Source organism: Bacteroidales bacterium (genome assembly GCA_013141385.1).
Classification (GTDB): Bacteria; Bacteroidota; Bacteroidia; order Bacteroidales; family Tenuifilaceae; genus UBA8529.
Genome location: JABFRB010000001.1, coordinates 57607 through 72448, shown reverse-complemented (window position 1 = coordinate 72448; position 14842 = coordinate 57607). Strand labels below are relative to the sequence as shown.

The 14842-nt window shown below is 31.4% G+C and carries 13 protein-coding genes; all 13 read right to left on the bottom strand.

Annotated features, from left to right (window positions below; translation table 11 throughout):
• Positions 1 to 241 precede the first annotated feature (241 nt).
• Positions 242 to 931: a 4'-phosphopantetheinyl transferase superfamily protein gene (locus HOO91_00270; GenBank protein ID NOU15979.1), complete on the bottom strand. Its 690-nt coding sequence runs from the start codon at positions 929 to 931 to the stop codon at positions 242 to 244.
• A 19-nt stretch (positions 932 to 950) separates the two neighbouring features.
• A complete protein-coding gene (locus tag HOO91_00265; protein NOU15978.1) occupies positions 951 to 1682 on the bottom strand; it encodes a thioesterase in 732 nt (243 codons plus the stop codon).
• A gap of 13 nt (positions 1683 to 1695) precedes the next feature.
• On the bottom strand, positions 1696 to 2367 hold the full coding sequence (locus tag HOO91_00260) for a metal-dependent hydrolase (protein NOU15977.1): 672 nt from the start codon (positions 2365 to 2367) through the stop codon (positions 1696 to 1698).
• A gap of 77 nt (positions 2368 to 2444) precedes the next feature.
• Positions 2445 to 2891, bottom strand: coding sequence for a hypothetical protein (locus HOO91_00255; protein NOU15976.1), 447 nt, complete (start codon positions 2889 to 2891; stop codon positions 2445 to 2447).
• 29 nt (positions 2892 to 2920) lie between these two features.
• On the bottom strand, positions 2921 to 3283 hold the full coding sequence (locus HOO91_00250) for an MbtH domain protein (GenBank protein NOU15975.1): 363 nt from the start codon (positions 3281 to 3283) through the stop codon (positions 2921 to 2923).
• 24 nt (positions 3284 to 3307) lie between these two features.
• Positions 3308 to 3589 carry a hypothetical protein gene (locus HOO91_00245; protein NOU15974.1) on the bottom strand — a complete coding sequence of 94 codons (282 nt, stop codon included), beginning with the start codon at positions 3587 to 3589 and terminating at the stop codon, positions 3308 to 3310.
• A 91-nt stretch (positions 3590 to 3680) separates the two neighbouring features.
• Positions 3681 to 5651, bottom strand: coding sequence for a molecular chaperone HtpG (gene htpG / locus HOO91_00240; GenBank protein ID NOU15973.1), 1971 nt, complete (start codon positions 5649 to 5651; stop codon positions 3681 to 3683).
• A gap of 323 nt (positions 5652 to 5974) precedes the next feature.
• Positions 5975 to 6784 (bottom strand): metallophosphoesterase, encoded by an 810-nt coding sequence (locus tag HOO91_00235; protein ID NOU15972.1) that lies wholly within the window; start codon positions 6782 to 6784, stop codon positions 5975 to 5977.
• Positions 6785 to 6823: 39 nt separating this feature from the next.
• Positions 6824 to 7528, bottom strand: a complete 705-nt coding sequence (locus tag HOO91_00230) for a type 1 glutamine amidotransferase-like domain-containing protein (protein ID NOU15971.1) — start codon at positions 7526 to 7528, stop codon at positions 6824 to 6826.
• A gap of 38 nt (positions 7529 to 7566) precedes the next feature.
• Entirely contained in the window at positions 7567 to 10641 is a 3075-nt protein-coding gene (locus HOO91_00225; protein NOU15970.1) for a cyclic peptide export ABC transporter, read from the bottom strand.
• A 788-nt stretch (positions 10642 to 11429) separates the two neighbouring features.
• Positions 11430 to 11822: a hypothetical protein gene (locus HOO91_00220; GenBank protein ID NOU15969.1), complete on the bottom strand. Its 393-nt coding sequence runs from the start codon at positions 11820 to 11822 to the stop codon at positions 11430 to 11432.
• Between the two features lie 656 nt (positions 11823 to 12478).
• Complete coding sequence (locus HOO91_00215) at positions 12479 to 13501, bottom strand: LLM class flavin-dependent oxidoreductase (GenBank protein ID NOU15968.1); 1023 nt, start codon at positions 13499 to 13501, stop codon at positions 12479 to 12481.
• A gap of 48 nt (positions 13502 to 13549) precedes the next feature.
• Positions 13550 to 14698: a radical SAM protein gene (locus tag HOO91_00210; GenBank protein NOU15967.1), complete on the bottom strand. Its 1149-nt coding sequence runs from the start codon at positions 14696 to 14698 to the stop codon at positions 13550 to 13552.
• Positions 14699 to 14842: the final 144 nt, after the last annotated feature.

Sequence of the window (14842 nt, the reverse complement as noted above, 5' to 3'; positions counted from 1 at the left end):
CTATGTTGAGAATCAATATGCTATGCTTATATCGAATTCACGTTAAAATAAATTAGTTCTACTTTGACAGATTAGAAAAACACAATCCATTGTCATTCCGGGCAAAGTCCCGGAATCTCTTAAAAAAGATAGATTTCTGCATTATTCGCTTCGCTCATGAGCTAACGGTTCTCAGGAATGACAATTTGGATTATTTATTCTTCATTAGGTATCATTACGGACAATCATATAATAAAAATTCTCACTTAAGAATAAAAAAGTCAGTCAAATCATTAATGCTATAAATTACTGGTTGTTCTGGCAAATCTTGATGTGAACTACAAACAGCCATTTTATAGCCTTTATCAACATTATATTGTTTAAAATAGGTGTTTTCAAGTATTCTACTATCAACTTCTATATTAATCTTTGAATTATTTGAAAATACCATCGAAAAACTATCAAGAGGGTGTGATAGACCTTTCCCAATAAATTTGATATAACTTTCTTTTAATGACCAAAGGGTAAAGAAATACTCAATGGGATTATTACTCCTTAATAAGCCTTCATGCTCTTTTTTGGAAAAGTAATTTTTTGAGATATCAAGGTCTATTTGTGAAATTTTCTCGACATCAATACCAATAGGATTGCTATCTACGGCACATACAACCCAACTCCCGGAGTGGGATACGTTAAAATGAAAATCGTCAAGAAAACTACAATAAGGCTTTCCATATTCATTCACTGAAAAATAAATTTCGTTATTATTCAGGTTTATTTTTTCAATAAGTGCCTTTCTAATTAATAAATCACCGAGTAACCCTCTTTGTAAATCTTCCCAATTATAAAACCTTAAAAGTCTTTCTCTTTTAGTGTTACTAACCTGAGATAAAAGAGACTTACATGTAAAATCATCTAACCGATCAAAAAAACTTATTGCAAATATTTTCATTTTTCTGATACCTGAGAATTTAGCAATTGGTTTGCAATTTAACTGGTTTTGAAGTCTGTTGAAGAGTACTATTTATTCTTTTAATAACTTCTTCGGCCTTTTCATTAATGAAAAAGTGCCCACCATTAAAATAATGAATTGTACAGATACCTGATGTATTATTTTTCCAGCCATCTACCTGCTCAGGAGTCAAATCTTCATCTTTACCCATAAAAACGGTAATATCACAAGGAAATGGGTTTATTTCTTTGATAGGTGTTTCTTCATGTGCCAATCTAAAATCGTTTTTTAGCAAGGGTAGAAAAACATCCACCAATTCAGGGTGTTCAAAAAATTCTTTGGGTGTTCCTCCAAGTTTAAGTATCTCTTTTTTAAATTCTTCATCTGGGAGTTTGTGATACGCTTTCTCATCAAACCTCGATATATTAGGGGCTCCTCTGCCAGAAAAGAAAATATGCTTAGGTCCAGGCAACCTTTTTTCCATAATTCTCTGCGTTAGTTCATAAACAATTTTAGCACCCATGCTATGTCCAAAAAAAGCATATGAATCACCCCCTCTTATTTCACTAATAATTAGAGAAAACACGTCATTTACAGCATCGTTTAAATCGGTGTAATGGGCTTCCATTATCCGTTTACCTCTACCGGCAAGTTCAATGGCTCTTAGTTCAATATCATATCTTAAATACGACTTCCAATTGTTAAATACTACTGACGATCCACCAGCGTAAGGGAAGCAAAATAACTTCATATAATATTTCTATTTAAAATTCAAATGATTTTTCTTCGCCATACCTTAAAATTTCAACTTGAGAAAAAAGAGTTGCTTTTTCTTTAAACCGTTCTGGATTAGCATTTAGTATAGGGATCGTATTGAAATGGCATGGTATAACAAACTTAGGTTTAATTTTTTCGATTGCCCAAGTGGCTTCTGTTATTCCCATCATGTAGTTTGAGCATATTGGCACCATCATTATATCAATTTCATATAATTTAGATAAGTACTCCATATCACTATAGAAAGCTGTATCACCTGTATGGTAGAATGTTACTTCGGGGGTATTAACAATAAACCCGCACGGTGCCGCTATTCCCGAAGAATGAATTGCTTGGGTAAAATATATTTTTACATCATCTTTTTGAATCTCACCCCCAATATTTCCTCCTAAGAAACGACATCCCTTTTCACCCGAAAACTCAGCCAATTCAAATACTCCAATAAAAATAGCATTCGTATTTTTACAAATCCTTATTGCATCATCTAAACCATGATCAGCATGATCATGTGTAACCAAAACAAAATCTGCTTTCTTGATCTCTTTGTAACTTTTATAAGGACTAACAGGATTTCCATCTATCCATGGATCAATTAGAAAAGTGTATCGCTTTGTTTCTATTTGAAAAGCGGAATGTCCAAGCCATGTTACCTTTATCATTTCATTCTTATTAAAATATTTTCAGTACCAAAGGTAAATTAACCTCTAGTAAAGGAAAATATTTATTTAGTATTTAATTAAACCCGTGCTTGAGGAGGATTGGCATACTCCGGTTTTATTTTTCCATCGTCATCATATGGCCATTCGTAGTTATACTCGGGGTATTCACCATCATCATTGATTCCAGGTTTATATTCATTTGTCCAAGCATCTTCCTTCGCTTTGCGTTCCTCAATCGTTAGCCCAGGAAGTAATTCATAACATAACATTTGAATCCATGGACCTTGCACAAATTTTTTCATTCCTTCGCCCTGTGGATTTTCAAATACATCACGAACAGCATTTCTCAAATTATCAGTAGAACCTATATATCTTGGATGAATAGGAGTTTCATGGATAATACCAAAGATTCCAAAAACAGCTGGTTCTTCTGGTAGTTCATCTAAATTATCCTTTTTATCCAAATTATAATCCATGTGATATACTTCGCGTTTAACTACTCTTTCATTAAAAATTGGATTCATAGCAAGAAAATTATTTGTTATTATAAATACTATTTATTGCTTTGAGACATCATTATTGTATAATCCTCATCACTTACAGGTTCCAACCATCCTATTCCTTCGCAGGTTTTTAGGTCGATATCAGCAGTACACTTAACCTTATCATAGTTTAGGATTAGTCCACCAACTAAATGAACCGTACCTTTAGCATTTTGAAAATCCGCATTTTCAAATTTGCAAAACCTACGGTCTAATTGAATTCCAAGTTCAGTTCCTGTTTTTTTAAACATCACATGTACATAGTCTCTATCAATACATTCTTTTAATGCTTCTGCCGTCTTTTCAGGCCTAGCGCATTCAACCTCTTGCTCTTTGGTCAATCTTACTACCAATTCATTAAGTTCTTTTTTCATTTTTTTTATATTTATTTTCAATATTTACAGCTCAAACCCTTTGTTAAATTCCACTCTCCAAACTAGTTGAGAAAGTTTCTTTTCTTCATTTAACCTATAAGTCAGCATTTTATGAACCTCCAATTCATTCCAAATTTCTTCGAGTTTTGAATCATCCGTTGGGGTTAGAAAAAATATAGCTGCTGTAAGTCTTGTTAGTAGATTTTCATAGGGTAACTCCCATGCTGAGATAAGATTTCTCTCTTTCATTTCTTCTAAATGCTTTTTTACAGCTTTAATTTCCGGAACATTTCCAATTTGTGCCATAGTGGTAATTCTTTTAGGGTTATTAGTCAATTATTTAATTGATTTATATACTATAAAATCGTATCTTCTTATTAAAAAAAACTATAGTGAACTAACTATAAACTTTTGACATTAAATTACATAATGAATTCGAAAATTCAACAGGATTTTCCAACTCATAACCTTCAATTAACAATGCTTGGTTAAAAAGTATTTCGCTGATATTTTTTAAATCTTCAGAAGAGTTCTCAGTTTTGTATACTTTTTCTATAATAGGAAAAATTGGGTGATGAGGGTTAATTTCTAAAATTTTTGATGCCTTGGGTGCAATCTGATTAACTCCCTTAAGCAGCTGTTCCATGTTAAATGTTGTTCCTGAGTTAGTGTTTACAAAACATACTGGACTAGAAATTAACCTTTTACTAATTTTAACCTCTTTAACCTTACCATTAAGATGCTCTTTAATAGCGTTTAGCATGTCTTTATACGCTTCATTTTCATATCCCTTATCCTGATTATCTTTAGCATCATCACTCGGATTTTGCTTAGAAAGTTCTTCGAATTTAAAATCCTCTCTAGTAACCGATTGAAGTTTAATATCCTTATACTTATCCAGATTTTGTGTTAAAAATTCATCTATCTTATCAACGAAATAAAGTACTTCTACTTTCTTCTCCTTAAATACCTCAAGCTGAGGCATTCTTTTAATTGTTTCGATATCCTTGGCAGCGGCATAATAAATCTCCTTTTGTCCCTCAGGCATTCGTTCAACATATTCATTTAATGTTGTCATCTTCGATTCATTAAACGAAGAATGGAATACAAGTAAATCCTCAAGTTTCTCCTTGTTCTTATACTCCATATATATCCCTCCCTTGAGTGCTTTCCCTAATTCAAGCCATACCTCTTCGTATTTCTCTCTTTTTTCCTTTAACAGTTTCTTTAATGCTTCAATTACCTTGCTTTCAAGGGATTTCCCAATAACCTTGAGCTGGGAATCGTGTTGAAGAATTTCCCTGGAAATATTTAGCGAGAAGTCTGGAGAATCTACTAGACCACGAACGAATCTTAGATGGTCTGGCAGCAAATCCTTACAGTCATTCATTACAAAAACATTCTTTGAGTAGAGTTGAATTCCTTTAGAGTATTCCCTATCATATAGGTTTGAAGGGGCTTTGGATGGAATAAAAAGCAGTGCGGTAAATTCAACTTTTCCTTCAAGGTTTAGGTGAATTACTTCTGCAAATTCGTTCCAATCATGAAAATGATGCTTATAAAACTGGAAATATTCATCGCTGGTAATATCCTTTTTATTCTTTTTCCAAATAGGGGTAATAGAATTTAATATTTTATGGTCAATTACTATTTCATCCTTAGTACCTTCTATTACTTTACCATCTTTATCACGAGGTTTTTCTTCGCGATAAAAATCCATATTGATCGAGTAACTAATATAATTCGAGTACTTTTTTACCAAATTAGAAATCGTATACTGATTAGAAAAATCTTCCTCTGGGTTTGAAGTTTCAACAGCACTTTCTTTTAGATGTAATGTAATCTGTGTTCCTCTTTTTTCGGTTTCAATCTCTTCAATTGAATATTCACCAAATCCTTCGGACTCCCACCTAACACCTTTTTCAGATCTTGCTGAGCGAGTAATAATTTCGACCCTATCAGCTACCATAAATGAAGAGTAGAATCCAACTCCAAATTTGCCTATTAAATCTAAATTTTTTTCTTCTTTGAGTTTTTCAACAAATGTTTTTGTACCTGATTTTGCTATTGTGCCAATATTTTCAATCACTTCATCAATTGTCATACCTATTCCATTGTCAGTAATTGTCAATGTTTTATTGTTTTTATCAACATCAATAACAATTTTAAGTTCATGATCGCTTCCAAGAAGTTCAGGCTCTGTTAGAGATTGAAAATGAACCTTATCCAAGGCATCTGATGCATTTGAAATAAGTTCCCGCAAAAAAATCTCTCGATGTGTATACAACGAGTTAATCATTAAACTGAGTAACTCTTTTGTTTCTGCCTGAAATGTGAGAACCTTCTTTTTATTATTTTTTTTAGCCATATCACTAAAATAAATTGTTAATTAATTATTGCAAACCATTTTAACCTCCACAGGTCAAAATTTATGCCTTTCTCAAAATATTAATTCAAAGTAATTTTGTCATGTCTCATTGGCATTGTCGTTTTAGTATTTTAACGTCAGTTCGATGTAAGATGTCATCCTGAGCGAAGCGAAAGATCTAATTATCTAAAATCCAGATGCTTCACTCCGTTCAGCATGACAAAGCAACAATCTAATGGTGAACTGAGAATCAATATATTATACTTACATCGAACTCGCATTATTTTACAATCCAATTCCGTTCCGTACCCCAAAATTTTTGTTTACACTATTTTTCTCAAATAGTACTGCAAACCCTTACTATGATCCCAATCATTAGGATAGCCAAAGGATACTTCTTCATGCTTTACCCCACTGACGATTTTTGATGATCGCATATGTAAATGCCCATATACCACTATTTTAATATTAAATAGATCAAGCCATTTCTCGGTTAGAGTAGTCCCACACCAAATAGAAAACCTTGGATATGTGTATATTCTGCCAAGTTCTTTTAGTAGAGGGTAATGGCTAATCACTATTTTAGGGATGTTATAGTCAATAGATGCCAACCGTTGTTCAGTAAATGTACATCTGGCTCGACACCAATCTTTAATTGAACTATACGGCTCAGGTATTAACAACTCCTCATCAGCACATATAACTCCTGATTCAGAGGCCCATTCAACCTCATTCCCCTCCTTGACGAAGTCAGGCCTAAAGCTGTAATCGTAAAGGGTAAGAATTGGGATTACTTTATAAACTATTTCTTTATCAGAATATACTGGATACTCATCTTCTGGAGTAAGCACACCATACTTATGGCAAATTGAGACTAATTTTAGATATTTATTCTCACCTTTTAGTGTATATTTATTTAATGGGTATGTCCAAAGGTCATGGTTTCCGGGGGTCCATATTATTTTTTTAAATTTTGGCGTTAAAACTGATAAAGCAAAACGCAAATGTTCTTCTGTTTCTCCAATATCGCCTGCAAGTATAAGCCAATCATTATCAAAATGAGGTAATTCTATTAATGCTTTACAATTAATACTATTTACTAAATGCAAATCACTTATTGCGTATATACTCATTATTAAGCTAGAATATTTTGATATAATGTTGGAAACATTTTATGATGGTTGAATAAATGACTGTTGAATTCGATTATTTAAGTTATGAAATTCGATACACTCAAATCTAATAGCCTTAAGTGACTCATCGGAATAATAAGCCAAACCTGCACCTTTGGGAATACCAATTCCTTGTGCACCATTCCCTTCTGAAAGTAAGTGCTCTTTTAACCCTTGCCATAAATCATCAGTATGAACATCAATTATAAAAGGAACTAATCGCAATGAATCTAAATCTTTACCCCTTTTTGTATCAACATGTTCTTCGAATTCCCGTAAACCTAATTGAATTGCCCCTGCCGATATGCCTATTAGAATTGCACCACTAGTATACCTTTCAGTAATTATCCTATTCCAACCATTTCGTCGTATCGTTTCCCAACCTTTCTCGACATCGCCCCCTGCTAGTAAAATAATGTCTGAATTTTTCAAAAATATTGTATCAGCCGCATCCGGATCTGATTTAATCATTCGACAATTATGAATATCAATCTGTTGCAAAGCCATTTGAAAAATTTCATAGTATTGCGGGTTATCATTGTTTGATGCTCCGATATAAGCTGCTTTTATTTCAATATCTTTAATATCCCCATTGAAAAGTTTTTTTATTCTATCTAAGAACAATCCATCTCGATTCGAATAAAAGAGCAATTGACTATCAGCCAGTAAATAAATAGGTTTTATTATTTTCTCCAAATTACACATCTCAAGTAGTAACAATTTAAACCTAATCTCCTCCTTGCTTATACAATTGCTCCGCTAATAGATTCTTTTTCCTTATACTCAACCATTTTTCCCATGTCCATCTTTATTATTCTATCAGCTACATCAAAATAATTATCATCATGGGTAATAGCAATTACTATTTTCCCACTTTTTCTCATTTCTGGTAATAATTTGCGATAAAAAATCTTCTTAAACTCAGGATCCTGATCAGCAGCCCATTCATCAAATAGGTAAATTTGTGAATTTTCCAGAAAACACTTCATTAATGATAATCTTTTACGTTGACCGTTTGAGAGATCTATTGTAGAAAAAGTGCCATTAACAACACTAACTTTTTCTTCTAATCGTAATAGTTTAAGTAAATCAGCCAACTCATCTTTTCTGCTATCGGTGTCAATCCCATAAAGTGTTTTGAATATATGATCGTTACTAAAAATAGTTGAATAATATTCTCCTAGTTCCCTATTATTAATCTTATTCCCATTAATCTCTATATATCCTTCATTAGCAATATACAAGCCAGTTAAGAGATTTGCCAATGTGGATTTTCCACTTCCATTTCCACCAATAATGAATAAAATTTCACCGCCATTAATATTTAGGTTAATTGGACCCACTTTAAAACTGTCATCCTCTTGTCCTTTTTCATACTCAAACATTAGCCCCTGAACCGATAGACTTTTGACATGTATGCCATGGTTTTTGCTCTTTAATATATCGGTAAGTTTTAAATCAGGCTTAATCTCTTCAATAAAATCCTTTATTCTATTCCACGACACATTAATTTGGACAATACTAGGTATTGTATTTAAAATAGCATTTATTGGACCAATTAAATATAATATAATCATTATAATACCAAATAGTTTATAATTAGGTATTTCGGGAAATAGAAAAGGGATTACAAAACTCACGGTACATAAAACCATTATTAGTAGTGTTTCGCCAACTAAGAATACATTTACAAATTTTATTAAAGCAAAACTAGATTTGTCTCGTAACTCAGAACAACAGCCCTCTACTTCAAAGGTGTATTCTTTCTTCTTCAGACCCGATAAACTTAATTCTTTAAAACCATATAATAATCCATTTATTAGTCTTGAAAAAACATTTGCAGAGTCTCTGGCTTGTTCAAACAAAATATTTGTTCGCTTACTAATTATAAAATATAAAGTTGCAACACAGAGTATTACTGAAAGGATTGAAAACATTGCCGTTAATGATATAGTGCCTAGATAAATAAAAACTCCAATTATGGTTATCGCATTTGATAATAAACTAATTATTATATTAACTGAGTTAGAAATCGTTGCTGTATCTTGAGTCAATGTAGCATATATGCGCCCATTATCTATTTTTTCAAATTTCTGGAAAGAAGATAAGAATATCTTATTTATTAACTTCATGCGCAATTCGTAAACAATAGATAATGAAATATTTATTAATTTTGTTTGCACGATTTTTCTACTTGAAATATAAAATACTAATGCCAAAGCAAAATAGTATAAAAGAAAACCAATATTGGTTTCGTTTCCAATAGCATTTAGTAATATTAAAATTATGCACATATTCGCTAATCCAGACATTATACTAAGTATCAAAATCATAGGTAACGAACTATAATATTGATTTTTTGTAGGAATTAACGTTGATAATGCACTCAAAAGCCATGCTCCGACCACCGTGCAAACAAATAAAATACAACCAAATAAAAATGATTTTGGTGCCCATACAATTGCAATCTCCCAAGAGAAGTTAGTCATTGCCTTAGGCAATAAATAAACACCATAAAGAAATGGTAATGTTAAAAGAAGTCCTCCTAATAAAATCAGGATTTCTCTACTATTTAACATTTTAATTCTTCTTTCTCCTTTTATTATACCTTTAATAATCCACACTAAAAGGATAAATATGCCAACTATTAAGACTATAAGAATGATAGAAACCAAAGAGCACATCTTATCAACGCTATTTTCCGGCTCTGATATTTCTGAGATATCTTCATTATTGAAAATCTTCATAATTATTTCCCCTAAATAGGGGGTATAATCACTATTAGAATTTGCCAATATAACGATACCTATTTTTTTATGAGGAAGAAATCCTATAAATGAGGAAAAATTCGGATTTAAACCTTCGTGATATATTTTTGGTTCCCCATATGGGTTTACATGCCAACCAAAAGCATATGAAGATAATCCCCTTGGCTTAACTGTAAAATCTGGTAGGTGTGATTTTTTTATTATTTCTTCATAACAATTTGTATCAAGAAAGAGTTGGTGTTTTAGCCATTTAGCCATATCCTCTCCATTTGATATTATATATCCAGCAGGATTGTTCCCATCAAATCTTGGGGCTCGATATTCTAATGGTGAAAAGAAACTTATTTTATATCCTTTTGAAAAATTACTATTAACAGGTTTTCCAACCGAAGTAGAATTTAAATCCAAGGGTTGAAATATATTTATTTGTAAATACTCTTCGAATGTTAGGTCACTAATCTTTTCTATAATTAATCCAAGAATATCATAATTAATTGTGGCATATTCATACTCTACTCCAGGATAATTATTTAATTCACAATTGTTTATTAATTCAACTGTTTTTTGGAGCATCTTAGCTCCAACTCCTTTTGGAATCTTCGAGATTGACTCAGTTGGAATTCCTGACGTATGATGTAACAGCTGATCTATTGTTATTTTAACTTCTTTTCCTTTGAAATACGTTTTAAACCAGGGTATGTATTTAGACACATAATCATCTAATCCCAACAAGCCTTCTTCTTTCAAATGGAGAATCGCCAGTGCAGTAAAAGCTTTAGATGTTGAACCTAACTCAAATAGAGTTTTGGAAGTAACAGAAATTTTATTTTCAATATCTGCATATCCAAAGTTTTGAATGTATGTTTTTTTTTCATCTACAATAATAACCGACAATCCATGGATATCTGCTTTATTAAATACAGTCTTAATTTCGCTCCACACAATTCCATAAGGATTTTGAGCAGTATCAGATTGAGCAAATAGCGAAATAGATGATATTTGAGTATAGATTATAATCATTAACCCAAATAAGAAAAACTTTGCTTTCATATAATTTCTTTTGATATACGTTTATTTTTAATGCGGGTAAATTCGAATGTATTAATATTATAGGTAAATCACTGGTATCCCTTTAGAAAATATAAAATTGAAATGTTTCTTCTTCTCTTCAAAATTGAACTTATTCAACTGTCATAGTATACAAAATACATAACATGCATTATTTCAGTATTTTAGACTAAATATTATTTGAATTTAAGTAATAAATACTTTCTTGTCTTGACAACAACGTATTATGAAATATCTAAGAATATAATAAATGAAGAAATCTGGATATAAGAATTGAATAAGGAGCTAATAATGCAGTAATCAAAAAAATATCGCTGTGTTTCTAAGCAATTACAATTAATTATATGGCTTCGCCACTGAAAATCACATTATTCTATTTTACATTATTTTTGCTTTCAAAGATATTTTTTTTTAACTTCATTCCAAAACGATACTTAGTTTAAAAAAAGGCAATGATAATTACCCGATTTTAAAAAAAAATGATAAAATTCTTGATACCGCAATATTCTAGAATATTTCCATAAACCTATTTTTGCTGAGCAATTTGCTATCCTTCATAGAAAAGAAAAACTTTAACTAAATATGGGATTGTTTTTCACTATGGGAAATTTTTATCTTTTCATAGAAATAATGCCTTGAAATTATTTTGTCCAATTCTTGAACTAATAATTTCAAGGCATTATTTTAAAATTAAAGGTATTAAGAAAAACTTCCTGAATAAATAACTCCGAGAAGTTTTTCTTAATATCCTAGGCTTATTCTAAATAAAGTTAGTTTTTAGAAATTAACCAGTTTTTTGCATTATCTAAATTGTTGAAGTATTGAATTTCAACACCAAATGCGTTGGATGCATTTTTATTAGCACCTTCCATACTTAGTTTCCCAAAAATATCATCAGGAACAACAAAGGCAAAATATCTTAATCCTGCTTTTTGAGCTTTCGGAAACCAAACAGTATTTAACCATTCCTGCACTTCTGGTTTTAGTACTTTCATTTTTTTGACATCATTCAATTGCTTTTTCAGGTTTTTAGTTTCAAGAATATTAAGTAGTTGGTTTGCAACTGTCTTAAATTCATCAGAAGATAAAAAACCAACAAAGGTTCCAATTGCTGCATTAGTTTCAATATCGTACAACGCAGTTGATGTTTCATTTACTTTCATAGGATAATAATTATTGTTTAACAAATAAAAACATTAATATTATAAAAATGCGAACTAAAACGTTTTACGAAAATAAACAAAATTTGTTTTAATAAAATTATATAAATACAATAATATTTTTATTCTACAATTTTATGTTCATAAATATACCTTATTAGAGCAAGAAAATCAGTATTCATCGCACTAATCAATAAAATATAAATGCTATATAAACAAAGAAACCATCTATTTTATGGATGGTTATGAAATAATTCGTTTTACTCAAAAACTTGTATAAACATATAAAATTAAGAAATCTCAATCGATTTTTAAAATATTTTTCCAATATTTTGGACATCAAAATTCATTATTGAGTTTTTATAAACTCCGCTATGGAATATGGAAGAAATTCCATTCTTAATCTTTATGACAAGGAAACTTACAAATAGTAGCATCAAGATATTAGTAAAAATATTAAGCATTTATCTGGGATTGAAAACAGTACCTCGTTAAGAAATTCTTCTTGGTAAAGAAGTTATTTCTCAGAAGCAGAAATTTAGTTTAAGGCGAAATGTCAAATATCACGAGGGGTGGAACTTCAAGAAGAATTTCAAGGATTGCTTGATTCTTTTATCCTGAGGATACCTTCACTCAAATTCACTTTACAGAAATGGGTATTACAAATTTTCTAGTTTTGGTATTAACTTTTTTGAAATGTAAGTAAAGTTTTCCTCAAGGGAATCAAATATGCCATAAGGTGGTGAAAACATTACACCTTTAACTGGTTTCCCTTTAATCAGCAATTTAATACGATTTGCAACATCCGTAGGTGTACCTGATAAAGTAAGCATTGATACAAATTCGTCGGGTATAAGAGTGCTTGCTTCTAAATAGTTTCCATGTTTCGATTCATAATCAATTCTTTTTATTAGAGCAGAATTCACATCGACCTTATGCTGTTTAAGTATTGTTTTTAAATATGGTATATAAATTGCCAATGTTTTTTTTGCTGCCTCCACCGCTTTAGCGGGATTGTCGGCAACACAAATCATACCGCCAAGCGATATATGCTTGGAATAAATATCTGTTGATTCTTTACAACCTTTAATAAATGCTTTTGATATCTTATTTAAGTAAGTTTCTGTGAAAACCTCAGCAAGCTGAACCTCATTAGAATATTTTCCTCCAAGATAAGCCATCTTACAATTCCAGGTTCCGGTTACTATGTACGGATTATTTGGAGGAGGAATTCTTAAAATAGCATTTTTCGAAGTGCTAAAAACTTTTCCATGAAAACCATTTTTTTTTTGTTTGAAAAGATGGCGAATTAATAGTAATGATTCCTTGAAGGCTTCTCGGGTATATTTTTCTTTAACCTCCATCTTTAAGAAATCAAAAAAGGCTCCTCTACCTAAACCTAGCACAGAACGCCCATGACTAACGGCATCAAGAAATGCCGCATTTGATGCTATAAGTGCAGGGTGTCTGTAAAATCCATTTACCAAACAAGGACCAATTTCAATTTTGGAGGTATGCTCAGCAATTAGATTAAGAATTGGGAAAGAGGGATAAAACATTAGATCATCATAAACATAAATCCGATTAAAACCTAATGACTCTATGACCTTGCCAATACGAATATACTCTTCAGGGTTATAACAACCCTGAAGAGCAACATAAAAACCTAACCCTTTATTCATGTTTATAAATATCTCTATTTTTGCTGATTATTCGGTATCGGCTAAAATTTAATCTTCCCCGTCTATGTAATATCCTTCTATTAAACCATCCTTAGTTTCAGAATGCATAGGAGGTAAATTCTTTTTTGCAATTGAACGGAAATCATCTGCCTTATAAAGTAATTTAGTTTTTATCATTTTGACCCCATTAACTTCAGTATAATCAAAAGACGAATCTGGACCAACATGCACCTTTCCACCCGAAGGAGCATATACATAATGAGGTATGGAACAAGAGGATTCCGTGCATAACTGCTTATAGATATCCAACCCTTTTTGAACAGAAATTCTTAAATGGTCACTACCCTCAACAGGCATGCAATGATTCATATAATAAACAATGATATTATTTCTAAGTAATAGATGAAATAGGCGTTTTATTGTATCCGCATCATCATTTATTCCTTTAAGTAGAACAGTCTGATTCCTTAGTGTAATTCCATTTGATGTAAGTTTATAACATGCTTGTAACACTTCTGGTTGTAATTCATCTGGGTGATTGAAATGTACATTGATGGCTAAGTATTTGCTTTTTGAGGGGTTATGGAAATTTGGCTTAATATAACTTGCAAGATGATTGCAAATATCACTAGTAAATTTTTCTGGACTATTCAAAAGCATACGTGTACCGATTCTTATTTCAGAAATATTCTTTAAGGCAGAAAGTTGATCAAGTAAATAAAACAACTTTGTTGTATCCATAAAAGGATCACCACCCGTAATTAGAGCTCCTCTTACTTCAGGCATCTTTCCTATCTCTTCAACAGCTAAATCAATTTCATCAAAAGTCATGCTTCTCCTATTTCGCATAACTCTGCTTTTTTTATAGCAGAAACGACAGTATGCCGGGCAGTCAAAATGAGGTGTTAAAAGAACTCTATCCTTATATAATCTTTCTAAACCATATACATGTGATGTCTTCTTTCCTTCTTCAAAAGGCGTTGAAGTTCCATTAGTCTGTGCTTCCAGTGGAGAAGGCAAAAACTGTTTTCTAATACTTTCGTATTTCGACATCAGTTTTTTGATGTATGGAGTAACCCTAACAGGACTATTTTCAATAACTTGGTTGATAATAATCCTTTCTGATTCATTTTTTGCATAGTAATGAACCATCTCGTTGAAAGTTTCATTACGTAATTCCTTGATAAGTTGATTCATAAAAAATGAGTTTAAAAGGTTAATTACTGATTAGCTTATAATTTTTTAAAAGCTATAGTTTTGAATATTTTATGCTTATAACTATTTTCTAAGTATTTAATTGATAGTGTTAATGCCTACTTCCTGAGCAGTAACAATTGGCAT

What these genes read in the sequence shown, in the direction of transcription:
- HOO91_00270 (NOU15979.1), bottom strand. Translation starts at nt 931, where the DNA reads ATGAAAATATTTGCAATAAGTTTTTTTGATCGGTTAGATGATTTTACA.
- HOO91_00265 (NOU15978.1), bottom strand. Translation starts at nt 1,682, where the DNA reads ATGAAGTTATTTTGCTTCCCTTACGCTGGTGGATCGTCAGTAGTATTT.
- HOO91_00260 (NOU15977.1), bottom strand. Translation starts at nt 2,367, where the DNA reads ATGATAAAGGTAACATGGCTTGGACATTCCGCTTTTCAAATAGAAACA.
- HOO91_00255 (NOU15976.1), bottom strand. Translation starts at nt 2,891, where the DNA reads ATGAATCCAATTTTTAATGAAAGAGTAGTTAAACGCGAAGTATATCAC.
- HOO91_00250 (NOU15975.1), bottom strand. Translation starts at nt 3,283, where the DNA reads ATGAAAAAAGAACTTAATGAATTGGTAGTAAGATTGACCAAAGAGCAA.
- HOO91_00245 (NOU15974.1), bottom strand. Translation starts at nt 3,589, where the DNA reads ATGGCACAAATTGGAAATGTTCCGGAAATTAAAGCTGTAAAAAAGCAT.
- htpG (NOU15973.1), bottom strand. Translation starts at nt 5,651, where the DNA reads ATGGCTAAAAAAAATAATAAAAAGAAGGTTCTCACATTTCAGGCAGAA.
- HOO91_00235 (NOU15972.1), bottom strand. Translation starts at nt 6,784, where the DNA reads ATGAGTATATACGCAATAAGTGATTTGCATTTAGTAAATAGTATTAAT.
- HOO91_00230 (NOU15971.1), bottom strand. Translation starts at nt 7,528, where the DNA reads ATGTGTAATTTGGAGAAAATAATAAAACCTATTTATTTACTGGCTGAT.
- HOO91_00225 (NOU15970.1), bottom strand. Translation starts at nt 10,641, where the DNA reads ATGAAAGCAAAGTTTTTCTTATTTGGGTTAATGATTATAATCTATACT.
- HOO91_00220 (NOU15969.1), bottom strand. Translation starts at nt 11,822, where the DNA reads ATGAAAGTAAATGAAACATCAACTGCGTTGTACGATATTGAAACTAAT.
- HOO91_00215 (NOU15968.1), bottom strand. Translation starts at nt 13,501, where the DNA reads ATGAATAAAGGGTTAGGTTTTTATGTTGCTCTTCAGGGTTGTTATAAC.
- HOO91_00210 (NOU15967.1), bottom strand. Translation starts at nt 14,698, where the DNA reads ATGAATCAACTTATCAAGGAATTACGTAATGAAACTTTCAACGAGATG.